Origin of the sequence: Streptomyces sp. NPDC127038, from assembly GCF_042725875.1 — a bacterium.
Taxonomy (GTDB): Bacteria; Actinomycetota; Actinomycetes; order Streptomycetales; family Streptomycetaceae; genus Streptomyces.
In genome coordinates, this window is the sequence record NZ_JBHXDQ010000027.1 from 74,389 (window position 1) to 98,404 (window position 24,016).

The 24,016-nt window shown below is 69.6% G+C and carries 16 protein-coding genes and 1 tRNA gene; 6 read left to right on the forward strand and 11 right to left on the reverse strand.

Annotated elements, in window-relative coordinates; translation table 11 throughout:
• Window positions 1-111: 111 nt before the first annotated feature.
• Together ACFWI4_RS20285 and ACFWI4_RS20290 are read left to right on the forward strand one after the other, a co-directional pair.
• A complete protein-coding gene (locus ACFWI4_RS20285; protein ID WP_387197977.1) occupies window positions 112-1,509 on the forward strand; it encodes a pyridoxal phosphate-dependent decarboxylase family protein in 1,398 nt (465 codons plus the stop codon).
• Window positions 1,506-2,945, forward strand: coding sequence for a lysine N(6)-hydroxylase/L-ornithine N(5)-oxygenase family protein (locus tag ACFWI4_RS20290; RefSeq protein WP_385402314.1), 1,440 nt, complete (start codon window positions 1,506-1,508; stop codon window positions 2,943-2,945). The genes ACFWI4_RS20285 and ACFWI4_RS20290 overlap by 4 nt, the downstream gene beginning before the upstream one ends.
• Window positions 2,946-3,106: 161 nt before the next feature.
• Here ACFWI4_RS20290 and ACFWI4_RS20295 read toward each other — a convergent pair whose 3' ends face one another.
• Window positions 3,107-4,912, reverse strand: coding sequence for a 5'-nucleotidase C-terminal domain-containing protein (locus ACFWI4_RS20295; RefSeq protein WP_387198015.1), 1,806 nt, complete (start codon window positions 4,910-4,912; stop codon window positions 3,107-3,109).
• Between the two features lie 367 nt (window positions 4,913-5,279).
• Here ACFWI4_RS20295 and pyk point away from each other — a divergent pair, with 367 nt between their 5' ends.
• Complete coding sequence (gene pyk / locus ACFWI4_RS20300; protein WP_387197980.1) at window positions 5,280-6,716, forward strand: pyruvate kinase; 1,437 nt, start codon at window positions 5,280-5,282, stop codon at window positions 6,714-6,716.
• A gap of 57 nt (window positions 6,717-6,773) precedes the next feature.
• Here pyk and ACFWI4_RS20305 read toward each other — a convergent pair whose 3' ends face one another.
• Both ACFWI4_RS20305 and ACFWI4_RS20310 read right to left on the reverse strand, forming a co-directional pair.
• A complete protein-coding gene (locus ACFWI4_RS20305; RefSeq protein ID WP_387197983.1) occupies window positions 6,774-7,565 on the reverse strand; it encodes a helix-turn-helix domain-containing protein in 792 nt (263 codons plus the stop codon).
• Window positions 7,566-7,652: 87 nt separating this feature from the next.
• A tRNA-Leu gene (locus tag ACFWI4_RS20310) sits at window positions 7,653-7,735 on the reverse strand.
• 100 nt (window positions 7,736-7,835) lie between these two features.
• On the opposite strand from ACFWI4_RS20310, the gene ACFWI4_RS20315 reads away from it, so the two are divergent.
• Window positions 7,836-8,492 carry a response regulator gene (locus tag ACFWI4_RS20315; RefSeq protein ID WP_326788388.1) on the forward strand — a complete coding sequence of 219 codons (657 nt, stop codon included), beginning with the start codon at window positions 7,836-7,838 and terminating at the stop codon, window positions 8,490-8,492.
• An 88-nt stretch (window positions 8,493-8,580) separates the two neighbouring features.
• Here the strand turns inward: ACFWI4_RS20315 and ACFWI4_RS20320 are convergent, their stop codons facing one another.
• From ACFWI4_RS20320 to ACFWI4_RS20350, 7 genes are all read right to left on the reverse strand, one after another.
• Window positions 8,581-9,297, reverse strand: a complete 717-nt coding sequence (locus ACFWI4_RS20320) for an ABC transporter ATP-binding protein (protein WP_361692251.1) — start codon at window positions 9,295-9,297, stop codon at window positions 8,581-8,583.
• Entirely contained in the window at window positions 9,294-10,370 is a 1,077-nt protein-coding gene (locus tag ACFWI4_RS20325) for an ABC transporter ATP-binding protein (RefSeq protein WP_387197990.1), read from the reverse strand. The genes ACFWI4_RS20320 and ACFWI4_RS20325 overlap by 4 nt, the downstream gene beginning before the upstream one ends.
• Before the next feature lie 5 nt (window positions 10,371-10,375).
• Window positions 10,376-12,151: a branched-chain amino acid ABC transporter permease gene (locus tag ACFWI4_RS20330; protein ID WP_387198018.1), complete on the reverse strand. Its 1,776-nt coding sequence runs from the start codon at window positions 12,149-12,151 to the stop codon at window positions 10,376-10,378.
• Between the two features lie 5 nt (window positions 12,152-12,156).
• Window positions 12,157-13,089, reverse strand: coding sequence for a branched-chain amino acid ABC transporter permease (locus ACFWI4_RS20335; RefSeq protein ID WP_339128771.1), 933 nt, complete (start codon window positions 13,087-13,089; stop codon window positions 12,157-12,159).
• Between the two features lie 196 nt (window positions 13,090-13,285).
• The gene (locus ACFWI4_RS20340) at window positions 13,286-14,491 is read right to left on the reverse strand and encodes a branched-chain amino acid ABC transporter substrate-binding protein (protein ID WP_385402493.1); all 1,206 of its coding nucleotides are present in this window, start codon (window positions 14,489-14,491) and stop codon (window positions 13,286-13,288) included.
• A gap of 1,480 nt (window positions 14,492-15,971) precedes the next feature.
• Window positions 15,972-16,433, reverse strand: a complete 462-nt coding sequence (locus ACFWI4_RS20345; protein ID WP_355983770.1) for a hotdog fold thioesterase — start codon at window positions 16,431-16,433, stop codon at window positions 15,972-15,974.
• A gap of 61 nt (window positions 16,434-16,494) precedes the next feature.
• Entirely contained in the window at window positions 16,495-18,774 is a 2,280-nt protein-coding gene (locus ACFWI4_RS20350; RefSeq protein ID WP_387197995.1) for an FdhF/YdeP family oxidoreductase, read from the reverse strand.
• Window positions 18,775-18,942: 168 nt separating this feature from the next.
• Between ACFWI4_RS20350 and polA the strand changes: the two genes are divergently transcribed.
• Together polA and ACFWI4_RS20360 are read left to right on the forward strand one after the other, a co-directional pair.
• Window positions 18,943-21,669, forward strand: coding sequence for a DNA polymerase I (gene polA / locus ACFWI4_RS20355; protein WP_387197998.1), 2,727 nt, complete (start codon window positions 18,943-18,945; stop codon window positions 21,667-21,669).
• Between the two features lie 490 nt (window positions 21,670-22,159).
• Window positions 22,160-22,927 (forward strand): hypothetical protein, encoded by a 768-nt coding sequence (locus tag ACFWI4_RS20360; protein ID WP_387198000.1) that lies wholly within the window; start codon window positions 22,160-22,162, stop codon window positions 22,925-22,927.
• Here ACFWI4_RS20360 and ACFWI4_RS20365 read toward each other — a convergent pair.
• Entirely contained in the window at window positions 22,848-23,702 is an 855-nt protein-coding gene (locus ACFWI4_RS20365) for a DUF4184 family protein (protein ID WP_387198003.1), read from the reverse strand. The genes ACFWI4_RS20360 and ACFWI4_RS20365 overlap by 80 nt on opposite strands.
• Window positions 23,703-24,016: the final 314 nt, after the last annotated feature.

Below are 24,016 nucleotides of genomic sequence, written 5' to 3' on the forward strand. Positions count from 1 at the left end.
TCCGTACGGCAGTACCCCCGCCGGGACCGAATCGTTGTCCTTGGCGGGCGCACCTGCCCAAAAACACGCACACGCCGGGAAGGACCCGCCGCACCACCACCGGAGGACACCATGAGCACGCCGCCCCTCGCCTCAGGCCCCCAAGGCCCCGACGCACTGCGGCCGTTGCTCGAAACCGTCCTGAACGCCCTCGCCGAAGGCGCCGCCGCCCGAGGCGGCCCCCTCCCCGCCGGTGGACCCCGCGACGTCGCCCAACGCCTGCGAGCGGCCCTCGGCGACCCGCTGCCCGACCACGGCAGCCCCGACGCCCTGCACACCCTCGTCCGCGCACTCGCCGAAGGCGCCGCCGACCCCGCCGACCCCCTGTGCGCGGCCCATCTGCACTGCCCGCCCCTGGCCGTCGCCACCGCGGCCGACCTCGCCGCCTCCGCCCTCAACCCCTCCCTCGACTCCTGGGACCAGGCCCCCGCCGCCTCCGAACTCGAAGCACTCGTCGCCCAGGCCCTCGCCGACCTGGTCTACGGCGGCCCGGACCCCACGGCCGCGCCCGGCCCCTCACACCCCCGGGGCGACGCCCTCATCACCACCGGCGGCACCGAATCCAACCAACTCGCCCTCCTCCTCGCCCGCGAGAAACACCACGGCATCCAACTCGTCTGCGGAGCCAACGCCCACCACTCCCTCCACCGCGCCACCTGGCTCCTCGGCCTCCCCGAGCCCGTCGTCGTCCCCGCACCCGCCGGCACCCTCGACCCCGCCGCCCTCGACAGCGCCCTCACCGAGCTGCGCGGCCCCCTCCTCGTCGCCGCCACCGCCGGAACCACCGACGCCGGACTCATCGACCCGCTCCCCGACATCGCCGGCCTCTGCGCCACCCACGGCGCCCGCCTCCACATCGACGCCGCCTACGGCGGAGGCCTCCTCTTCAGCGACCGGCACCGCACCAAACTCGACGGCCTCGCCCACGCCGACACCGTCACCCTCGACCTCCACAAACTCGGCTGGCAGCCCGTCGCCGCCGGACTCCTCGCCGTCCGCGACCCCACCGACCTCACCCCCCTCACCCACCGAGCCGACTACCTCAACGCCGACGACGACACCGAAGCAGGCCACCCCGACCTCCTCGGCCGCTCCCTGCGCACCACCCGCCGCCCCGACATCCTCAAGATCGCCGTCACCCTCAAGACCCTCGGACGCCACGGCATCGGCCACCTCGTCGACCAGGTCTGCGCCCACGCACACGAACTCGCCGACCTCACCGCCGCCCACCCCGGCTTCGAGCTCTACGACCACCCCGTCATCAGCACCGTCCTCTTCCGGCCCCACGACGCCACCGACGACACCGTCGCCGCCGTACGCCGCACCCTCCTCGACCAAGGCCGCGCCGTCCTCGGCCGCGCCACCCTCGACGGCCGCCGCTGGCTCAAAGCCACCCTCCTCAACCCCCACACCCGGCCCGGCGACCTGGCCACGCTCCTGAAACTGGTGGAAGGACACACCCCCCGATGAGACCGACACCCCACTCCCAGCCCCCCACCGCCGACACCCCCCGCGACCTCGTCGGCATCGGCATCGGCCCCTTCAACCTCTCCCTCGCCGCCCTAGCCCACCCCCTCACCGAACTCGACACCGTCTTCTACGAACAACGCCCCGGCTTCGACTGGCACCCCGGACTCCTCATCGACGGCGCCACCCTCCAGGTCCCCTTCCTCGCCGACCTGGTCACCCTCGCCCACCCCACCAGCCCCTGGTCCTTCCTCAACTACCTCAAGGACCGCGACCGCCTCTTCCCCTTCTACTTCGCCGAGCGCTTCCACATCCAGCGCGCCGAATACGACGCCTACTGCCGCTGGGTCGCCGACAACCTCCCCGGACTCCGCTTCGCCCACCAGGTCGACGCCGTCCGCTGGAACCCCGAACACGACCTCTTCGAAGTCGACTTCACCCGCCTCGACGCCCACGGCCAGGCCCAGGCCCTCGGCCGCACCCACACCCGCAACATCGTCCTCGGCGTCGGCACCGCCCCCCACATCCCCGAACCCCTCAAACCACTCGTCGACGCCCCCGACGCCCCCGTCATCCACGCCGCCGACTACCTCAAACACCGCGACCGGTTCCTCACCGCCGACCACATCACCGTCATCGGCGCCGGCCAGTCAGGAGCCGAAGTCTTCCTCGACCTCCTCCGCAACCGCCCCACCGGAAAAGAACGGATCCACTGGCTCGCCCGCACCGAGGCCTTCGCCCCGATGGAGTACTCCAAACTCGGCCTCGAACACTTCACCCCCGACTACACCCGCTACTTCCACGCCCTGAACGAACCCGTCCGCGACCGCCTCCTCGCCGCCCAATGGCAACTCCACAAAGGCATCGACGCCGACACCATCGCCGCCATCCACGACGAGCTCTACCGCCGCACCCTCCACGGAGGCTGGCCCGACGCCGTCCTCACCCCCGCCGTCACCGTCCGCACCGCCGGACGCATCGCCACCACCAAGATCGAACTCCACCTCGAACACGTCCAGCAAGGCACCCGCTCCCGCCTCACCACCAACGCCGTCGTCCTCGCCACCGGCTACCGCGAACGCCCCATCGCACCCCTCCTCGCCGGACTCGACCCCTACCTCCGCCGCGACAACGCCGAACGCCCCGACATCGACGACCAGTTCCGCCTCGTCCTCGACCCCACCGTCACCGGCCGCGTCTACGTCCAGAACGCCGAACTCCACACCCACGGCGTCGGCACCCCCGACCTCGGCCTCGCCGCCTGGCGCAGCGCCACCATCCTCAACTCCCTCACCGGAAAGGACCCCTACCCCCTCCCCGGACGCACCGCCTTCACCACCTTCGGCCTCGAACACACCCCCCGCGTCCCCGCCGCCCGCAAAGAACCCAGAACCCTCACCCCCCTCGTTCCCCTCATCCCGCTCGTCGAAGGACGATGACGGCCACCGCCACACCCACCCCCACATCCCTTCATCGGACGAGCCCCGCCGATCGGTTCACACAACGGCCAGGAATCTCCGACCGCCCCGCACACCCGCCCAAGACGAACGGCGCCGACGCGAAAACCGCGCCGACGCCGCCCACCTGAACCACCCACGCCCTAGAACACGGGCACACCCTCGCGCGTCAGCCTCCAGTCCACCGACGCGAACTCCTTCGGGTCCAGCACACCCTTCGCCGTGACCCACTCCGCGATCCGCGTCCGGATCTCCGTCGACTCCGACCACACCTCGGTCGCCGAAGCGACATACGGGAACGCGCCGCCACCATTGGCACGGTAGTTGTTCACCGCCAGCACGAACTGCCAGCCGTCGTCCAACGGCACACCGTCGTACGACAGGTTCCTGATCCGCGAACCCTCGGCCTGCGCGATGTCGATGTCGTACCGAAGCCCGGACACATAGTCGTAGTTGTAGTCAGGCCGGTTGCCCGCGTTCGTCAGCTTCTCCGTGTCGACCACCACACCCACCGGCGTCCGCACGAAATAGTTCGCCGAGTACTCCAGGTACGCACGCAGCTGCGCACCCGTCAGCACCTTCGCCACCAGCGTGTTGTCGTACACGTACAGACTCGACAGATCCCGGATCGTCACATCGCCCGCCGGTATCTCCGACGTCCGCGAGAACGGCGACGCCTGAGCGATCACCGGCAACGACGCGTACGGCGTCCCCACCAGCGCCGCCCGCACCACGTCCTCCTGCACCCGCGTGATCAGATCGATGATCGGAGCGTCCTTGTAACGCGCCTCCACCGTCGTCAACGTCTCCGTCGCCCGGCCCACCACCTGGTTGACGTACGCCACCACGACCTCGTGCTCGTCCTTCAGCAACCGGGTGATCCTCGGATCGTCCGCCACCGCGTTCGCGTTCCGCACCGCAGCCGACACCGACTCCACGCGCCAGCGCCCCTTCTCCAGGACGAGCCCGAAGTCGAACACCGACAGCCGCTCCGCGTACGCCAGCGGCTCCGACAGCACCACCGTCCTCCCCGTCGCGGTGTTGGTGACCTTGAGCTCCGGGATCTCCAGATGCGCGTGACCCACCAGGATCGCGTCGATCCCCGGCACCTGCTGAGCCACCAGCGCCGCGGAATTCTCCACGTACGGCACCTGATCACCGTACGAAGACGTACCCGACGCACCCGAATGCGCCGACACCACCACCACGTCCGCACCCATCGACCGCAGCTTCGGCACCCACTTCGCCGCCTGCTCCTCAAGACCGGGGAACGTCAGCTTCCCCTGCACATACGCCTTGTCCCAGATCGCGATGCCGGGATTCGTCAGCCCCAGCACCGCCACCCGCACCGGCGGCGCACCCTGAACACGGAAATCCTTCATGAAATACGGCGGGAACGCCGGCTTCAGCGTCTTCGCGTCCAGCGCGTTCGCGCCCAGCAACGGGAAACGGCACTGCGACTCGAACTTCCGCAGCGTCTCGATCCCGTAGTTGAACTCGTGATTCCCGAGAGCCACCGCGTCGTACCCGATCGCGTTCATCGCCCGCGCCATCGGATGCACCGGACCACCCTTGGCGGTGATCGGATCCACCTTCGCGTAGTAGTACGTCAGCGGAGTGCCCTGGATCGTGTCACCGGCGTCCAGCAGCAGCGTGTTGCAACGCCCCTTCTCCGCTCGGATCTCGTTCACCAGCGTCGAGATCCGCGCCAGCCCCTGGGCGTTGCCCGCCTTGTCCGCGTACTCCGCGTCCTTGAAGTAGTCCCAGTTGAAGACATGACCGTGAAGATCGGTCGTCCCCATCACCGTCAGCTCGTACCGCTTCACCGGCCGGCCCCCCTTCGCCCCCTCCGCGGCCTGCGCCACCGGAGCCACGCCCACACCCGCGAGCGCCACCCCAGCACCTGTCACGGCGGACTCTTTCAGAAACTTCCGGCGATTCAACGGCATCTCTCGAACTCCTCGGGAAAAGGTCAACGACGCGCGTAGATTCTGGCCCAACACCCGCCCCCGCAAAAGACCCTGGAGGTTTCCATCCGATGGCGGGACGACACCCGGGATCCACCACGGCTCCAGCGCCACCTGACAGCATCACGGAACGTCACCGCAAGACTCTTCCGCGCACCCACCCCGCGCCCCGGCGCACACTGGACGCACACGGGTACGAAAAAGCGCCGAGCCCACCGGGAGCGATCCTCTGCTCATCGGAGCGGCACGGCGCACAATTCAACAGTTGTCAATAACCCTTCACGCAAAGGTTGTTGAGTAGTCATGCGCGACCAATTCTCTACCGACCGGTAAGGCCTAGGCTCGAATCATGCGCCGAGCAAAAATCGTCTGCACACTGGGCCCCGCCACCGACTCATACGACCAGATCAAAGCCCTGGTCGAAGCCGGAATGGACGTGGCCCGCTTCAACCTCAGCCACGGCACCCACGCCGACCACGAAGAGCGCTACCGGCACGTCCGGAAAGCCTCCGACGAAACCGGCCGCAGCGTCGGAATCCTCGGCGACCTTCAAGGCCCGAAGATCCGCCTCGGCCGCTTCACCGAAGGCCCCGTACTCCTTGAACGCGGAGACAGCTTCACCATCACCGTCGAAGAAGGCGCCGAGGGAGACCGCGAATCCTGCGGAACCACCTACGACGGACTCGCCGCCGACGTCACACCCGGTGAACGCATCCTCGTCGACGACGGCAAGGTCTGCCTCGAAGTCACCCGCGTCGACGGCCCCCGCGTCCACACCACCGTCATCGAGGGCGGCATGGTCTCCGACCACAAGGGCCTCAACCTCCCCGGCGTCGCCGTCTCCGTCCCCGCCCTCTCCGACAAGGACGAGGACGACCTCCGCTGGGCCCTGCGCACCGGCTTCGACGTCATCGCCCTCTCCTTCGTCCGCAGCGGCAAGGACATCCTCGACGTCCACCGCATCATGGACGAGGAAGGCCGCCGCCTCCCCGTCATCGCCAAGGTCGAAAAGCCCCAGGCCGTCGACAACATCGACGGCATCGTCGCCGCCTTCGACGGCATCATGGTCGCCCGCGGCGACCTCGGCGTCGAAATGCCGCTCGAACAAGTCCCCATCGTTCAGAAGCGCGCCGTGAAACTCGCCAAGCGCAATGCCAAGCCGGTCATCGTCGCCACGCAGATGCTCGACTCGATGATCGACAACTCCCGTCCCACCCGCGCCGAGGCCTCCGACGTCGCCAACGCCGTCATCGACGGCACCGACGCCGTGATGCTCTCCGGCGAGACCAGCGTCGGCAAATACCCCGTCGAGACGGTCAGGACCATGTCCCGGATCGTCGAGGCGGCCGAGGAGGACATGCTCGCCAAGGGCCTCCCGCCTCTCACCGAACGCAACAAACCCCGCACCCAGGGCGGAGCCGTCGCCCGGGCCGCCGCCGAGATGGGCGACTTCCTCGGCGCCAAGTTCCTCGTCGCCTTCACCCAGTCAGGCGACACCGTCCGCCGCCTGTCCCGCTACCGCTCACCCATCCCCCTGCTCGCCTTCACCCCCGTACCCGCCACCCGCTCCCAGCTCAACCTCACCTGGGGCGTCGAGACCTTCCTCGGACCCCACGTCGACTCCACCGACGCCATGGTCGACCAGGTCGACGAACTCCTCCTCAAGTACGGCCGCTGCGCCAAGGGCGACATCGTCGTGATCACCGCGGGTTCGCCGCCCGGGGTCTCCGGGTCCACGAACCTGGTCCGCGTCCACCACGTGGGCGAGGACGACAGCCCGAAGTAGCCGCACCACGCCCGACGGGCCCCTGCCGGGCCGGCGAAGGCTCCGCCCTTCCGCCGGTCAGTACTTGGGGCCCACATGGGCGTCCATGAGGGCGACCGAGGCCTTCTTGGCGACCGAGATGTTGTACGGGCTCCCGTGGCGGGTGCAGTGGGTCCAGCCGACGCCGAGCCTGTCCAGGGTGTCGGTGAACAGCTGTCTGATGTCGTCGGAGACATTGGTGAAGAAGTACCGGGGGTACTCGTAGCGCTTGCGCTCCCCGGCGACGACGCGAGTCGTCCAGTTGGTGATGCGACAGCCGTCGGAATGGATGAGCCCCCGGACGAACTCCCAGGGGTGGGCGTCGACGATCCCCTGCTGCCAGTCTTCGAGGACGATCCGGCGCTCGTGCTTCTTGCCGGGGCCGTGCTGGGGGAACAGGCAGGCGAGGTGCTTGAAGTACACCTTGATGTTGTGCGCGCCCTTGCTTCGCACGCGGCACGTGGCGTTGCCGGGGAACACGGCCCGCAGGGCTCGCTCGGCGCTGTCCTGAATGCCCGGCCAGGCGTCGTCGAGGGTGATCATGAGGCTCGGCACTTTGTGCTTCGCGTACTGACTGATGTGCCCGTCGCCCAGATACAGGCCGAGGAGATAGCCGTACGAGGCCTGGTCGAGGTCGCGGCCGTCGCACCGTGGGCAGAGAGGCGTCGGGCGGACGGTGAGCGGCTCGCCACGCTTCGCGCGGTCCGCATGCTTCCAGTAGCTGACCGTTCCCGGCGGAACGCCGAACCGTCGTGCCACTTCGGTGTTCCTGGTTCCGTCGCGGAGCAGGGCGAGGACCGTCTCTCGCACTTCAGTTCCATGAGAGTTCATGTGAACACCGTGCGTCACCGATCGCTACCGTGTGCAGCAAAAAGCGGAGGTCCACGCGAACGTGGACCTCCGCTTTGCGGCTGATTGTGCCGGGTGCGGGATTCGAACCCGCAAGCCCTCTCAGGCAGAGGTGTTTGAGACCTCCGTGTATACCGTTCCACCAACCCGGCCTTACGGCTCTGCGGAAGCATACCGGGTCATCGCAGCCCGCCGCCGCTAGGTAGTCTTCTTAAGCAGCACAACCTGCCCGGCCCGCAACGAGGAGCCCCCGTGACCGCCCCCGAGTCGCCCCAGCCCGTAGACGCGCCCGACGACGACAAGTCGCACGTGCCTCCGCTGACGACCCGTGTCGTCATCGCCGAGGACGAGGCGCTGATCCGTCTCGACCTCAAAGAGATGCTCGAAGAAGAGGGCTACACCGTAGTGGGCGAGGCCGGTGACGGTGAGCAGGCCGTCGAACTGGCCCGGGAGCACAAGCCCGACCTCGTGATCCTCGACGTGAAGATGCCCAAGCTGGACGGCATCTCGGCGGCGGAGAAGATCGCCGAGGAGTCGATCGCCCCGGTGCTGATGCTGACCGCGTTCTCGCAGCGCGACCTCGTCGAGCGCGCGCGTGACGCGGGCGCGATGGCGTACCTGGTCAAGCCGTTCAGCAAGAGCGACGTCGTGCCGGCGATCGAGATGGCGGTGTCCCGGTTCGCGGAGCTGAAGGCGCTGGAGGGTGAGATCGCGGATCTCACGCAGCGTCTGGAGACGCGGAAGCTGGTGGACCGTGCGAAGTCGGTTCTCCAGACGGAGTACGGCCTGACGGAGCCGGCGGCGTTCCGGTGGATCCAGAAGACGTCGATGGACCGCCGTATGTCGATGCAGCAGGTCGCCGAGGCGGTCATCGAGGACGCCGAGGAGAAGAAGGCGGCGAAGGGCTAGCCCCGACCGGCAGCCCCCGCGAACGGAGAAGGCCCGCACCCCTGACGGAGGTGCGGGCCTTTTCGTGCGACCGGGGTCGCGGGGTGTGTCAGTCCTCGCCGAGGTACGCCTTGCGGACGGACTCGTCGTGGAGCAGGTCCTGGCCGGTGCCGGAGAGGACGATGCTGCCGACCTCCATGACGTGGGCCTGGTCGGCCAGCGAGAGCGCGGCCTGGGCGTTCTGCTCGACGAGCAGGATGGTGGTGCCGGACGCCTTGAGTTCGGCGATGGTGGCGAGGATCTTCTGCATCATGATCGGCGAGAGGCCCATGGAGGGTTCGTCGAGCATGAGCAGCTTGGGCTGGGACATGAGGGCGCGTCCCATGGCGAGCATCTGCTGCTCGCCGCCCGAGAGGGTGCCGGCGGCCTGCTTGCGGCGCTCTCCCAGGATGGGGAAGAGGTCGTAGGCGCGCTGGATGTCCTTCTCGATGCCCGCCTTGTCGCTGCGGAGGAAGGCTCCGAGCTGGAGGTTCTCCGCGATGGTCAGGCGGGGGAAGATGTGCCGGCCTTCGGGGGAGTGTGCGAGTCCGAGGGCGACGATCTTGTGGGCGGGGATGTTGGCGAGGGGCTGGCCGTCGAAGAGGATGCGGCCTCCGCTGGGCTTGAGGAGCCCGGAGAGGGTGCGCAGGGTCGTCGTCTTGCCGGCGCCGTTGGTGCCGATGAGGGTGACGATCTGGCCGGCCTCGACGGTGAAGGAGATGCCCTTGACGGCTTCGATCTTGCCGTAGGCGACCTTGAGGTCTTCGACCTCGAGCAGTGCGGTCACTGGGCGGTTCCTTCCTTGGTGGTGCTGCCCTGCGCGTCGGAGTCGTCCGACCCGGTGGCGGCCTCGGGCTCCTCGGAGGCGGGCTCCGCGGGCTCCTCGGCCGCCTCGGGGGCGTCGTCGGTGTCCGGGCCGGCCTCGGCCGCCGGGGCCTCGTCCGTGTCCTCGGACGCGGCGGCTTCCGCCGTGTCGTCGGCCGGGGCGGTTTCCTCGGTGTCGGCCGGAGCGGCCGCTGCTGCCGTTCCGGCGGCCTCGGCGGCCTCGACCTCGGCGAGTTCCTCCTCGCCGGGGGCGCCCTCGAAGGGGGTGCCCAGGTAGGCGGCGATGACGCGCTCGTCGCCCTGGACGACGTCGGAGGTGCCTTCGACGAGCTTCTCGCCCTGCACGAGGCAGGCCACGCGGTCGGACAGGTTGAAGATGAAGCGCATGTCGTGCTCGATGACGAGGACGGCGATGCCGCGGTCGCGGATGGCGAAGACGAGTTCTTCGGTCGCGCGGGTTTCCTGGGGGTTCATGCCGGCGGTGGGCTCGTCCAGGAGGAGCAGGCCCGGCTCGCTGGCCATGGCGCGCGCGATCTCCAGCTTGCGCTGCTCGCCGTAGGGGAGGTTGCGGGAGAGGTGGTCGGCCTTGTGGGCGAGGCCGATGAACTCCAGCAGTTCCATGGCGCGTTCGCGGGAGGCGGCCTCCGCCTTGCGGAAGCCGGGGCCGCGGAGGATGGCCGACCAGAGGCCTTCCTTGGTGCGGGTGTGGCGTCCGACGAGCACGTTCTCCAGGACGGTCATGTTGGCGAAGAGCCGGATGTTCTGGAAGGTGCGGGCGATGCCTGCGCTGGTGACGAGGTGCGGCTTGGGGGGCAGCACGGTGCCCTTGTAGGCGACTTTGCCCTCGGTGGGGACGTAGAGGCCGGTGAGGCAGTTGAAGAAGGTGGTCTTGCCCGCGCCGTTGGGGCCGATGAGGCCGACGATCTCTCCGGCGTTGACGGTGAGGTCGACGTTCCGGACGGCGGTGAGGCCGCCGAAGCGCATGGTGACGCCGGTGGCTTCGAGGACGGGGCTGGGGGCCGTGGTGGTGGTCATGTTGGTTACGCCCCTGCCTTGGTGACGCCGACGGTGGAGTCGGGCAGGCCCTGTTCGGGGATGTGGACGGGTGTTTCGTCGCTCTCGTGGAACTCGAGCTGGCGGCGGCGGTTGGCGATGATGCCTTCGGGCCGGAAGCGCATGAGGACGACGAGGGCGATGCCGAACGCGAGGAGCTCGTACTCCTTGAGGAAGCTGAGCTTCTCGGGGAGCAGGTAGAGCAGGGTGGCGCCGAGGATCGGGCCGTTGACGGTTCCCATGCCGCCGAGAACGACCGCCGCGAGGAGGAAGGCGGAGTTCGGGGGCACGGAGCCGGCGAACTGGTACGGCGCCGGGTTGACGCTGTAGCCGACGTGGGCGCTGACGGTGCCGGCGAGGCCGGCGAGGGAGGCGCCGAGGGCGAAGGCGATGAGCTTGACGCGGAAGCCGTTGATGCCCATGGCGGTCGCGGCGGTCTCGTCCTCGCGGATGGCGATCCAGGAGCGGCCGATGCGGGAGTCGGCGGCGCGGTTGAAGACCACGACGACGATCGCTGTGATGACGAGCATCAGCAGGAAGTAGTTCGCGAAGCGGCCGAGGGGGAAGCCGAGGATGTTGTGCTCGGCACCGAAGTTGAACCCGAAGATGGTGAGGTCCGGGATCATGGAGATGCCGTTGGGGCCGTTGGTGAGGTTGGGGCCGGAGGTGCCGTCCATGTTGTTGACGGCGATGCGGAAGATCTCTCCGAAGCCCAGGGTCACGATGGCGAGGTAGTCGCCGCGCAGGCGCAGGGTGGGGGCGCCGATGAGGACGCCGAAGACGAGCGACGCGGCCATACCGGTGAGCATGGCGGCCCAGAAGGGGAACTGGACGCCGGAGAAGCGGGAGAACTCGGAGCCGGAGACGAGGGCCGCCGCGTAGGCGCCGACGCCGAGGAAGGCGACGTATCCGAGGTCGAGGAGTCCGGTGAGGCCGACGACGATGTTGAGGCCGAGGGCGACGGTGGCGACGACGAGGATGTTGACGCCGAGGTTGGAGTTGTGCTCGTTGTTCGCGAGGAACGGGAAGGCCGCCGCGGCGAGGAAGGCCATGGTGGTGGCGAATCCCTTGTGGCGGGCGTTCAGCTGCGCGAAGCGGTCGAAGAGTCCGGCGGTGAGCAGGGCCCAGGCGCCGAAGACGACGAGGAGCAGGTATCCCAGGAACGTTTCGCTAGCATCGGGGTCGACGCCGATGCCGTAGTTGAAGACGATCAGGGCCACGGCGGTGGCGGCGGTGACGACCAGGCGCTCGCCCCAGGCCGGCAGCTTGGCGGCCGGCGGGATGAGGTCGGGCTTGGTGACGTAGTCCTTGAGCGTGTCCCCGGGCTTGGGGAGTGCCAGGGTGCCGAGGAGGGCGACGAGGGAGCCGACGGCGGCGACGTAGGCGCCGGGGTCGAGCGCGACGAGGCCCTTGAGGTCGACGGCGATGGCGATGGCGCTGAACCAGCTGACGGCGAACGCGGAGGCGGCGGCGAGGACGACGGGCTGGGTGGCGCCCGCCGGGTTGAGCCAGCCGAGGCCCCGGACGTTGAAGAGCGTCAGGCCGAAGAGGAGCGTGAGGGCGCCGGCGACGATGTCGAGGACCTGGAGTCCGGCCGGGGAGCCGTAGTAGGTGAGGTCCCCGGGGAAGTCGGACGTGTAGGTCCAGGACATGAAGGCGCTGGCGATGGTGGCGACGGCGCCGATCGCGACGAGGATGCGGGCGACGCTCTCGGGGAGTGCGATCAGGCCGCGCTCGGGAGTGGTGGTCTCGGTGGTTGCCATGGTGCTCACGCCCTGTCCGCGACGCGTTCGCCGACGAGGCCCTGTGGCCTGAACAGCAGTACGAGGATGAGGAGTACGAAGGCCCAGACGGAGGACCAGCCGCCGCCGCCGAGCTGCTGCATGCCGGGGATGCCGTCGATGTAGCTGGTGGCCATGGTCTCGGCGAGGCCGAGGACGAGGCCGCCGATCATGGCGCCGTAGATGTTGCCGATGCCGCCGAGGACGGCCGCGGTGAAGGCCTTGAGGCCCATCTGGAAGCCCATGTCGTACTTGACGGTGCCGTAGCGCAGGCCGTAGGCGACCGCCGCGACGGCGGCGAAGAAGCCGCCGATGGCGAAGGCGATCACGATGATGCGGTTGGTGTCGATGCCCATGAGCTGAGCGGTGTCAGGGTCCTGGGCGGTGGCCTGCATCGCGCGGCCGGTGCGGGACATGCTGACGAAGAGCGCGAGGGCGGCCATGCACAGGGGGGCGGCGACGATGACGAAGACGCTGCCGCTCTGGATGCTGACCGAGCCGATGTGCCAGGGACCGAAGGGGAGCTGGGGGAACGTCAGGTCGGTCTTGGCGTTCGGGTAGGCGTTGAAGACGACCTGCTGGAGTGCCAGGGACAGGCCGATGGCGGTGATGAGGGGGGCGAGGCGTGGCGCTCCGCGCAGGGGGCGGTAGGCGAAGCGTTCGGCCCCGACGGCGATGAGGACGGAGACGATTCCGCCGCCTATCAGCATCGCTGGGAGGGCTATCCACATGGATGTGCCGTTTGGCAGAACGTAGAGGTAGACCGAGAGTGCGCCGAAGCCGCCGGTCATGAAGATCTCGCCGTGGGCGAAGTTGATGAGCTGGACGATGCCGTACACCATCGTGTAGCCGATGGCGATCAGCCCGTACATCGAGCCGAGGAACAGCCCGTTGGCCAGCTGCTGCGGCAGGGTGTTCACCGCGTGGCCTCCATGTGGTGGGGAGAGTTGAGCAGGGCGTATGGAGCGGGCCGCGCGGTGACGTGTGGTCGTGGCCGCGCGGCCCTGGGGTTGTGCGGAGGGCCTGTCCGGTGGACCGGACCGGGCTCACGGTGCTCTTGGGGCTCCGTGGCCTGGTGTCGGACCGATCCACCGGGGTGGCCCAGGGTGGTGCTGATCAGCCGTTGAACGTACCGCTCTTGACGGCCTTCCACTTGCCACCGACGACCTGGTAGACGGTGAGCTGCTTGTTGGTGGTGTCGCCGTACTCGTCGAAGGAGACGGGGCCGGCGATGCCGTCGAACTTGGTCTTCTGGACCTCGGAGACGATCTTGGCGCGGGCGCCGTCCGGGATCTTGCCGTCCTTCACGACCGCGCCGATGGCCTTGATGATGGCCGTGGCGGCGTCGTAGGAGTAACCGCCGTACGTGCCGTAGTCGCCCTTGAGGCCGGAGGCCTTGTACTTCTTGATGAAGTCGGCGGCGGAGGCCAGGGAGTCGACGGGCTGGCCGACCGAGGTGGCCAGGTCACCTTCGGAGGTCTTGCCGGCGGTCTGGATGTAGGTGTCGCTGAACATGCCGTCGCCACCGAACAGCGGGATCTTGACGCCGCCGTCCTTGAGCTGCTTGGTGAGCTTCTCGGACTCGTCGTACTGGCCGCCGTAGTAGACGAGGTCGGCCTTGGCGTTCTTGATCTTGGTGACCAGGGCGGAGAAGTCCGTGTCGCCGGTGTTGACGTGGTCCTCGCCCGCGAGCTTGCCGCCGGCCTTGGTGAAGCCCGCCTTGAAGAGCTTGGCGAGGCCGGCACCGTAGGTCTGCTTGTCGTCGACGACGTACACCTTGCGCTTCTTCAGCGTGTTGTAGGCGTAGTCGGCCGCGAAGCCGCCCTGGAGGGCGTCGGTGGTGGCGGTGCGGAAGTAGGTCTTGAACGGGCGGGTCTTGGAGGTCTGCCAGTTCTTGCCCTGGGTGAGCTCGGGCGCCGTGTTGGAGGGCGAGATCTCGACGAGGTTGGCGGTGTCGAAGACCTGCTGCATCTGGGTGGCGACGCCGGAGTTCAGCGGGCCGACGACGCCGAGGACCTTGTCGTTCTGCACGAGCTGGGTGGCGTTGGCCTGGCCGGAGGCCGGGATCGCCTTGTCGTCGAGCGCCTGGACCTTGAAGGTCACGCCGGGAACGGTGTTGTTCTTGTTGGCGTCGTCGACGGCGATCTGGACGCCGCCCTGGATGCCGAGGCCGGTGGCGGAGTTCTGACCGGTCAGCGGCGCGTCCACGCCGATGATGATCTCGGTCTTCTTGCCGCTCTTGCTGTCGCCGCTGTTGTCGCGCGAGCCGCAGGCGGTCAGCGTGAGTGCCCCTGTCGTGAGCACGGCGGTGAGTATGACCATGGAACGCTGTCGCACGTTGAATCCTCTCCCTGGCGCGGCACCCCAAGGTGGGGGCCGTGATTCTCGCCGGGCCGTACTGGGTGAAGCAGGGCCGTGCAGTGACGCGCCCGGCGGCGCGGTGACTGGCCGTGACTATAAGCGCAGGTTGGGGAGGTGTGGAGGAGCGTGGGGAAGGCTGTGACGCTCTTGTTATCCGGGGGGTGCCTCGCGGGGCGTGGGGCGGACGATCGGAGCATTTCGGCGTGTTGGCCGGAGGCGGTTGTGTGTTCGCATGGTGAGAACGCGCTGTTCCGGGTTGATGGCGGTTACCGGAAGCTGTACGTGTGGCGGCCGTTCGATATGCCGTCGGGAGCGTGGTGCGGGGCGGCTCGCGGCACGGGGAATGATTTATTGCGGCAGAGGTAACCGACTGTTACCGCCGTGTGAGGCGGTCGCCCGTGTCCTGGCCGGGTGAAGTGGGTGTGGGGGAGGGCGTGTTGGGGAAGCGGGGGGCGCGCGGACCGGCCCGTGCTTCCGTTGGCCGGACGCCGCCGAGGTGAGGCTTTGCTGTCGCTGTGCGTTGTCGTCGCCGGTGGGCAGGTCGGGACGGGGGGTCCCGGAGGCGGGCGTGGGGCGGGCGCGGTTGTATACGGCGCCGCGCAAGGCGATGGGCCGGGGATTTCCGGCCTTCACTGTCAGTGGCAGCGGAGGGTCGGTGGCGCGTTCAACTCGGGCACTGCGGGGCCTGTTTGACGGGCCGTGAAGACCGTCCGCGCCGCACAAGCGGAAGCTGTCCGGTGGGTGGCGGGGGCCGTCGTGGCGGGGGTCCGCGGCGCCCGGCGATCACCGTCGGTGGCCGGGACCGGCGCGGTCGCGGGGCGAGGGGCGCCGGTTGCGATCGCGACGGGGGCGCGTGCCGGGCACGGGGGCGGCTGTCAAGAGTGCGGTACGGGGCGGGAGTTCGGTCGCTCAGGGGCTTGACGCGGGTGAGGTTCGATGCATGGGCGGATCTGCTCGGGTGGGTCCCCGCTGAGCCCGGGGGAGTCCGGGCCGGCCCCGAGAACCTCCGGGCCGGCCGGCGGATCCCGGCGGACGAGCAGCCCTGGAGGGACCCGGAGAGGCGGCGGCCTACGGGTGGCCCGACGGGTCCCGGGAGGGCGTCGGAGCGGTCGATCCGCGAAGACCATTGGTCCAGCATGGGGAGCCTGACGGGGCTCGTGAAAGGCCATTGGCCCGGTACGGGAGAGCCATGAGCGGCCCATAGGTGGCCCTGGGGAGGCCGTTGGTCCGGCTGTCCGAAGAGGAGGGTCTGGCAGGCCTGCGGCCCGGCGGTTGTGAACCCCGCCGGGCCCTCGGGTTGTGAGCTGCCATGCGGGCCGTGAACCTCGGAGGGCGTGCATCCTCGAGGTCGTGAACCCGGGAGGCCGTGAACCCCGGAGGCCGTGAATCTCCGAGGCCGTGAACCCCGGAGGCCGTGGAGCCCCCGGGATTCCGCCCGGTGTCAGCTCTGCGGCGCGTCCTTCAGGATGCAGGTGAGGCGCGCGCTGCACACCCGCTTGCCGTCCTCGCCGGTGATGACGATCTCGTACGTCGCCGAGGTGCGGCCGCGGTGGACGGGGGTGGCCACGCCGGTGACGAGGCCGGAGCGGACGCCGCGGTGGTGGGTGCAGTTCAGGTCGACGCCGACGGCGATCTTGGTGATCCCGCCGTGGAGCATCGCGCCGACGGAGCCGATGGTCTCGGCGAGGACGGCGGAGGCTCCGCCGTGGAGCAGGCCGTAGGGCTGGGTGTTGCCCTCGACGGGCATGGTGCCCACGACACGGTCCGCGGAGGCCTCGATGATCTGTACGCCCATGCGGTTGCCGAGGTGTCCCGCGGAGAACAGGGCCGGCAGGTCGACGCCGAGTGCCGCGTACTCGTCGATGACCCCTTGCGGGAACTTCGGGGTGTGCTGTTCGCCCATGGGGTCCGGCTCCGTTCGTCGTTGACCGCTTCGTCGCGGATGTCTTCTGCTGAGCGAACGCTCAGTCGGCTGTCGATTGTTCCAGACGGACGACCACGGATTTGCTGGCGGGGGTGTTGCTGGTGTCGGCGGTGGAGTCGAGGGGGACCAGGACGTTGGTCTCGGGGTAGTAGGCGGCGGCGCAGCCCCGGGCGGTGGGGTAGTGCACGACGCGGAAGCCGGGCGCGCGTCGCTCGACGCCGTCCTTCCACTCGCCGACGAGGTCGACGTAGGTGCCGTCGGCGACGCCGAGTTCGCGGGCGTCCTCCGGGTTGACGAGGACGACCCGGCGGCCGTTCTTTATGCCCCGGTAGCGGTCGTCGAGTCCGTAGATGGTGGTGTTGTACTGGTCGTGGGAGCGGAGGGTCTGCAGGAGCAGGCGGCCCGCGGGGAGTTCGGGGTGCTCGACGGGCGCGGCGGTGAAGTTGGCCTTGCCGGTGGCCGTCGGGAAGCGGCGTTCGTCGCGGGGGGCGTGGGGGAGGGCGAAGCCGGCCGGGTCCGCCACGCGCGCGTTGAAGTCGTGGAAGCCGGGGATCACGCGGGCGATGCGATCGCGGATGGCCGCGTAGTCCTTCTCGAACTCTTCCCAGGGGGTGCTGCTGGCCGTGCCGAGGACCCTGCGGGCGAGACGGGCGACGATGGCGGTCTCGGACAGCAGATGGGGGCTCGCGGGCTCCAGGCGGCCGCGTGAGGCGTGGACCAGGCCCATGGAGTCCTCGACGGTCACGAACTGCTCGCCGCTGTCCTGGAGGTCGCGTTCGGTGCGTCCGAGGGTCGGCAGGATGAGGGCGCGCGCGCCGGTGACGACGTGCGAGCGGTTGAGCTTGGTGGAGACGTGGACGGTCAGCCGGGCGCGCCGCATGGCCGCCTCGGTGACGTGGGTGTCGGGGGAGGCGGAGACGAAGTTGCCGCCCATGGCGAAGAAGACCTTGGCGTCGCCGTCGCGCAGGGCGCCGATGGCCCGGACGACGTCGTAGCCGTGTTCGCGGGGCGGCTTGAAGCCGAACTCCTTCTCCAGGGCGTCGAGGAAGGCGGGGGCGGGGCGTTCGAAGATGCCCATGGTGCGGTCGCCCTGGACGTTGGAGTGTCCGCGGACGGGACAGACGCCTGCTCCGGGGCGGCCGATGTTGCCGCGCAGCAGCAGGAAGTTGACGACCTCGCGGATGGTGGGGACGGAGTGCTTGTGCTGGGTGAGACCCATCGCCCAGCACACGATGGTGCGCTGTGAGGCGAGGACCATGCCCAGGGCTTCGTCGATGCTGTCGCGGCTGAGACCGGTGGCGGTGAGGGTCTCGTCCCAGTCGGCCGCGCGGGCGGCCTTGGCGAAGTCCTCGAATCCGTGGGTGTGTTCGGCGACGAACGTCTCGTCGACGGCGCCCTCGGTGTCGAGGATCAGCTTGTTCAGCAGACGGAAGAGGGCCTGGTCGCCGCCGATGCGGATCTGGAGGAAGAGGTCGGTGAGGGCGGCGCCCTTGACCATGCCCTGGGGGGTCTGCGGGTTCTTGAAGCGTTCCATGCCCGCTTCGGGAAGCGGGTTGACGGTGATGATCTTCGCGCCGTTGCTCTTGGCCTTCTCCAGGGCGGAGAGCATGCGCGGGTGGTTCGTGCCGGGGTTCTGTCCGGCGACGATGATCAGGTCCGCCTTGTACAGGTCCTCCAGGAGGACGCTGCCCTTGCCGATGCCTATGGTCTCGTTGAGCGCGGAGCCGGACGACTCGTGGCACATGTTCGAGCAGTCGGGCAGGTTGTTCGTGCCGAGTTCGCGGGCGAAGAGCTGGTACAGGAACGCCGCTTCGTTGCTGGTGCGGCCCGAGGTGTAGAAGAGGGCCTCGTCGGGGGAGCCGAGCGCGGCGATCTCCTCGGCGACGATGTCGAAGGCGCGGTCCCAGCCGATCGGCTGGTAGTGGTCGGCGCCCTCGGGCAGGTACATGGGGTGGGTGAGGCGGCCCTGCTGGCCGAGCCAGTAGCCGCTGCGGTCCGCGAGGTCGGACACAGGGTGCGCGGCGAAGAAGTCAGGGGTGACCCGGCGCAGGGTCGCTTCCTCGGCGACGGCCTTGGCGCCGTTCTCGCAGAACTCCGCGGCGTGCCGGTGCTCGGGTTCGGGCCAGGCGCAGCCGGGACAGTCGAAGCCGTCCTTCTGGTTCAGGCGCAGGAGCGTGAGCGCGGTGCGGCGGACGCCCATCTGCTGCTGGGCGATGCGCAGGGTGTGGGCGATGGCGGGGAGCCCGGCGGCGGCGTGCTTGGGCTCGGAGACCTGTGGAGCGTCCTGGACCGGATCGCTTTTCGGCGGCTTGCTGGCCATCCTGAACCCCTTCGCGTGCGCACGGCGGTGTGCGTGTGTTCGTACCGCTTGGATCCTCGCACGCGCGGCCGACAGTGCTGCCCGTGGGTTGTGGGAATCCGGGGCGGGAAAGGGTGCGCCGGGCCGGGACGGTCCGCGTTGTCAGTGGGCCGTGGCAGGATCGGGGGTGTGGCAGAAACAGCATCGAAGCAGACCGAGAAGACCGCAGGTACGGGCCGCCCGCGCCTGATGCTCATGGACGGGCACTCGCTGGCCTACCGCGCGTTCTTCGCGCTGCCCGCGGAGAACTTCACCACCGCGACGGGTCAGCCGACGAACGCCATCTATGGTTTCGCGTCGATGCTGGCGAACACGCTGCGCGACGAGGCGCCCACGCATTTCGCGGTGGCGTTCGACGTGTCGCGCAAGACGTGGCGGTCCGAGGAGTTCACCGAGTACAAGGCGAACCGGTCGAAGACCCCGGACGAGTTCAAGGGGCAGGTCGAGCTGATCGGCGAGCTGCTGGACGCGATGCACGCGCAGCGGTTCGCGGTGGACGGCTTCGAGGCCGACGACATCATCGCGACGCTCGCCACGCAGGCGGAGGCCGAGGGTTTCGAGGTGCTGATCGTCACGGGTGACCGTGACTCGTTCCAGCTCGTCTCGGAGCACACGACGGTGCTGTATCCGACGAAGGGCGTCTCGGAGCTGACGCGGTTCACCCCGGAGAAGGTCTTCGAGAAGTACGGGCTGACGCCGGCGCAGTATCCGGACTTCGCGGCGCTGCGCGGTGACCCGTCGGACAACCTGCCGGGCATTCCCGGTGTGGGCGAGAAGACGGCCGCGAAGTGGATCAACCAGTTCGGTTCGTTCGCGGAGCTGGTCGAGCGGGTCGACGAGGTCAAGGGCAAGGCGGGCCAGAACCTGCGTGACCATCTGGAGGCGGTGAAGCTCAACCGCCGTCTCACGGAGATGGTCAAGGATGTCGAGCTGCCCCGGACGGTGACGGACCTGGAGCGGGCGGCGTACGACCGTACGGCGCTGGCGATGGTCCTGGACACGCTGGAGATCCGTAACCCCTCGCTGCGTGAGCGGCTGCTCGCGGTGGACCCCGGGGCGGCCGAGGCCGAGGAGGCCGGGCCCGTCGCCGAGGGTGTCGACATCGACGGGGCGGTGCTGGGTTCGGGCGAGCTGGCGCCGTGGCTCGCGGAGCACGGCGCCGGGGTGCTGGGTGTTTCCACGGTCGATGCGTGGGCGCTGGGTTCGGGGTCGGTCGCCGAGGTGGCGCTGGCGACGGGCGCGGGTCCCGCGGTGTGGTTCGACCCGTCCCGGCTGGACGAGCCGGACGAGAACGCGTTCGCCGCGTGGCTCGCCGACTCCGGCCGGCACAAGGTGATGCACAACGCCAAGGGCGCGATGCGGGTCTTCGCCGAGCACGGCTGGACCATCGAGGGAGTGACGATGGACACGGCGCTGGCCGCCTACCTCGTCAAGCCCGGGCGTCGTTCGTTCGCGCTGGACGCGCTGTCCCTGGAGTACCTGGGCCGGGAGCTCGGGCCCGCCGCGGCGGCCGACGGGCAGCTGGCGTTCGGTACGGACGAGCAGGCCGAGGCCGACGCGCTGATGGCGCAGGCCCGTACGGTCCTCGATCTGGGGGAGGCGTTCGGGGAGAAGCTCCAGGAGGTCGGCGCGGCGGATCTTTTGCGCGACATGGAGCTGCCCACGTCCAGCCTGCTGGCGCGCCTGGAGCGGCACGGCATCGCGGCGGACCGGGCGCATCTGGAGGCCATGGAGCAGATGTTCGCCGGCGCGGTGCAGCAGGCCGTGAAGGAGGCGCACGCGGCGGCCGGGCACGAGTTCAACCTCGGTTCGCCCAAGCAGCTCCAGGAAGTCCTCTTCGGTGAACTGGCCCTGCCGAAGACGAAGAAGACGAAGACGGGTTACACGACGGACGCGGACGCGTTGGCCTGGCTGGCGACGCAGACCGAGAACGAACTGCCCGTGATCATGCTCCGTCATCGTGAGCAGGCCAAGCTGCGGTCCACGGTCGAGGGTCTGATCAAGACGATCGCGGCGGACGGGCGCATCCACACGACGTTCAACCAGACGGTCGCGGCGACCGGCCGGCTGTCGTCGACGGATCCGAACCTCCAGAACATCCCGGTCCGCACGGACGAGGGCCGTGCGATCCGCCGCGGCTTCGTCGTCGGTGAGGGCTTCGAGTGCCTCATGACCGCGGACTACAGCCAGATCGAGCTGCGGGTGATGGCCCATCTGTCCGAGGACGAGGGGCTGCTGGAGGCGTTCACCTCCGGCGAGGACCTGCACACCACCGTCGCCTCCCAGGTGTTCTCGGTGGAGCGGTCCGCCGTCGACGCCGAGATGCGGCGCAAGATCAAGGCCATGTCCTACGGCCTCGCGTACGGGCTGTCGGCGTTCGGTCTGTCCCAGCAGCTGAACATCGAGGCGGGCGAGGCCCGTGCCTTGATGGACACGTACTTCGAGCGCTTCGGCGGTGTACGGGACTATCTGCGCCGGGCGGTCGACGAGGCGCGGGCCACGGGCTACACCGCGACGCTCTTCGGGCGCCGCCGTTATCTGCCCGACCTGAACAGCGACAACCGGCAGCGCCGTGAGGCGGCCGAGCGGATGGCTCTGAACGCGCCGATCCAGGGCACCGCGGCCGACATCGTGAAGATCGCGATGCTGAACGTGGACCGGGCGCTGCGCGAGGCGAAGCTCGACTCGCGCATGCTGCTCCAGGTCCATGACGAAATCGTCCTGGAGATCGCGCCCGGCGAGCGGGAGCGGACCGAGGAGCTGCTGCGCCGCGAGATGGCGTCCGCGGTCCGGCTCGACGTCCCGCTGGACGTCTCGGTCGGCGCGGGCCGCGACTGGGAGTCTGCGGCGCACTGAGCCAGGGCGCCGCTGTCACGCGGGGGAGGGCCGGAGGCCGGACACCACCAGGTGCCGACCCCGGCCCTCCGCCGTTCCCGACCGGGCTCCCACCGGCCCCGGCCTTCGGCCGTTCCCTGCCGGACACAGAACCGGCACCAGCCCTGGCCCTGGCCCTCCGCCGCTCCTGGCCGGCCCCCGCCGCTACCGTCCCCGGTCCTCGGCCACTCCCTGCCGGGCTCCCACCGCTGCGGGTCCCGGTCCTCGGCCGTTCCCTGCCGGACACAGAACCGGCACCAGCCCTGGCCCTGGCCCTCCGCCGCTCCCGACCGGCCCCCGCCGATGCCGGCCCCACCCTCCCGCCGTTCCTGGCCCTCATTTCCGCGCCGGGATCCTCGCTTCCGAGCCGGAAGCCGGGGGTTCTTCCCCTCCAAGGGACCCGTGTCCCGGCCGTCACCCGCGTGGCTCGCAGCGGGCGCCCCGGGCCGGGGGGTGACGTAAGGATGCGGGCATGGGTATACGCACGCTGCACCGCCGTACGGCCATGGCCACGACCGTGGTGGTCGCGACCGCGACGGTGGCCGCGGCCGTCGTCCCGGTGCTGCTCGCTCCGGTGCCCGCGATCGCGGCCGGCGCGGGCACGGCCCAGCTGCCGGGACCGGGCCTCACTTCCCGCGACGAGGGCCACGAAGAGGATCGCGACGAGGATCGCGAGGAGGATTTCGGCGCCCGGCTGTCCCGTGATCTTCAGGCGGCCCTGTCCGCGAGCCCGGGGACGGTCCTGGTCTCCGTACCCGAGTACAGGCGAGGCACCGGGGCCCGCACCACGGCCCGGGAGCGGTCGCGGTGGCCGGCGGTGGCCACCGGCGCCCGCGCGATCCTGGCCGCCGGCGCGCACCGCCTCCTGAGGTTCGCCCGGCTCCTCGAAGGCCGGCGCCGCAGGGTCTTCCTCGGGCTGCCGCGCGCACGGGGGGCGCACATCTCGGCCGGCAGGCTGCCCCGCGCCGCGAACGGCGGACGCGTCCACGGCATCGGTTCCTTCGACGGCCCGGCCCGCAGCTACCGGATCATCGTCCTGTCCTACGACCGTCAGTCGCCGTCGTACGGCGCCCGGTTCGTCGAGCGGCTCGCCCGGGCAGTGCACCGCGGCCTCGGCCAGGGCCGCGGCCTGCTCCGCGCCCTGGCCGCCGGGACCCAGGTCAGCGAGCGGCGGGCCGGCTCGGCTCCGTACGCTCCGCCGCGGGGCCGGGACGAGCCGGAGCGCGACGCCAGATCCTGACCGCCACGACGTACAGGCACAGGCCGAGTACCAGCCCGGCGCCCCCGCCGAAGCACAGCGGCGGAATGAGCTCCCACGGCTTCGCGACGGACTTCCAGTACGCCCACCACCGCACCGCCCGCTGTACGGCGGCGGCCAGCGCGAGGCCGCCGATCACCGCCGCGGCCAGCCCGCGGTCGGCGGCGGACAGCACGGGCACCCCGACGACGGGGCCGTCCGGCGCGAGGCGCAGCGCCCGTACGACGAAGACCACGATCACCACGGCCGCGAGGGCCGAACTGCCGTACTGGACGTACCAGTACAGCGGCTGTCCCGCGAGGGTCCGTCCGAGGAACGGCAGGAACCGCACTCCCCAGCGGTCGTGATGGGTGAACGCGTCCCACACCACATGGGTCAGCGCGCCCAGCGTCGCGGAGACGTACCACCACAGAACGGTCGGCGCGCGCACCGGCTCGCGTGCCGCTCCACAGCGCACGAGCTGTGCCGTACGCCCCTGTCGCGCCGCGGGCATCAGGGCGACCAGAGGTTCCCGCAGCACCAGCCAGGCGCCCACGACGGTCCATGCGATGAGCACATCGACGGTGAACACGCCGGTGAACGAGTGGGTGAACGTGCCGAACTCCATGGCCCCCGGTACGACACTGGCCGCGAAGTAGGTCAGGTCGGGGGCGAAGGAACCTGCCACGAGAACGGCGGGAACCAATCGGCCGCGGCCGTTTCCGTTCCCGCGTATTGCGGGCAGCACAGCGGCCGCGTGACTGAGAGTGAAGGGCAAAACGTCCCCCTGTGTCACCTGTTGACCGACTGTGTTCGGTCAGTTGATCGCCAGAGGTCAGTATGAGGGACGACGGGACATGGCCAACTGGTGAATATCGGGCGCGAACAGGTCCCTGGGCGACGGAAGTTGTCGTAGGGTCACCTGGGTTGCCGTGCGGGGGCGCACGGCCGGAAACAGCGGAATCGCACAGTTCCGAGGGGACGACAGGCCGCGGCCGGTCGTCGGTGGGAGGGGTTCACTCAATGGCGGCGCAATTCGGCAGGAGGCTGCGCAAGGGCGCGGCAACCACCGCTGTGGCCGCGGCCGCGGTC

Coding starts and splice junctions, on each gene's coding strand:
- ACFWI4_RS20285 (WP_387197977.1), top strand. CDS start 112: ATGAGCACGCCGCCCCTCGCCTCAGGCCCCCAAGGCCCCGACGCACTG.
- ACFWI4_RS20290 (WP_385402314.1), top strand. CDS start 1,506: ATGAGACCGACACCCCACTCCCAGCCCCCCACCGCCGACACCCCCCGC.
- ACFWI4_RS20295 (WP_387198015.1), bottom strand. CDS start 4,912: ATGCCGTTGAATCGCCGGAAGTTTCTGAAAGAGTCCGCCGTGACAGGT.
- pyk (WP_387197980.1), top strand. CDS start 5,280: ATGCGCCGAGCAAAAATCGTCTGCACACTGGGCCCCGCCACCGACTCA.
- ACFWI4_RS20305 (WP_387197983.1), bottom strand. CDS start 7,565: ATGAACTCTCATGGAACTGAAGTGCGAGAGACGGTCCTCGCCCTGCTC.
- ACFWI4_RS20325 (WP_387197990.1), bottom strand. CDS start 10,370: ATGACCACCACCACGGCCCCCAGCCCCGTCCTCGAAGCCACCGGCGTC.
- ACFWI4_RS20330 (WP_387198018.1), bottom strand. CDS start 12,151: ATGGCAACCACCGAGACCACCACTCCCGAGCGCGGCCTGATCGCACTC.
- ACFWI4_RS20340 (WP_385402493.1), bottom strand. CDS start 14,491: ATGGTCATACTCACCGCCGTGCTCACGACAGGGGCACTCACGCTGACC.
- ACFWI4_RS20345 (WP_355983770.1), bottom strand. CDS start 16,433: ATGGGCGAACAGCACACCCCGAAGTTCCCGCAAGGGGTCATCGACGAG.
- ACFWI4_RS20350 (WP_387197995.1), bottom strand. CDS start 18,774: ATGGCCAGCAAGCCGCCGAAAAGCGATCCGGTCCAGGACGCTCCACAG.
- ACFWI4_RS20360 (WP_387198000.1), top strand. CDS start 22,160: ATGGGTATACGCACGCTGCACCGCCGTACGGCCATGGCCACGACCGTG.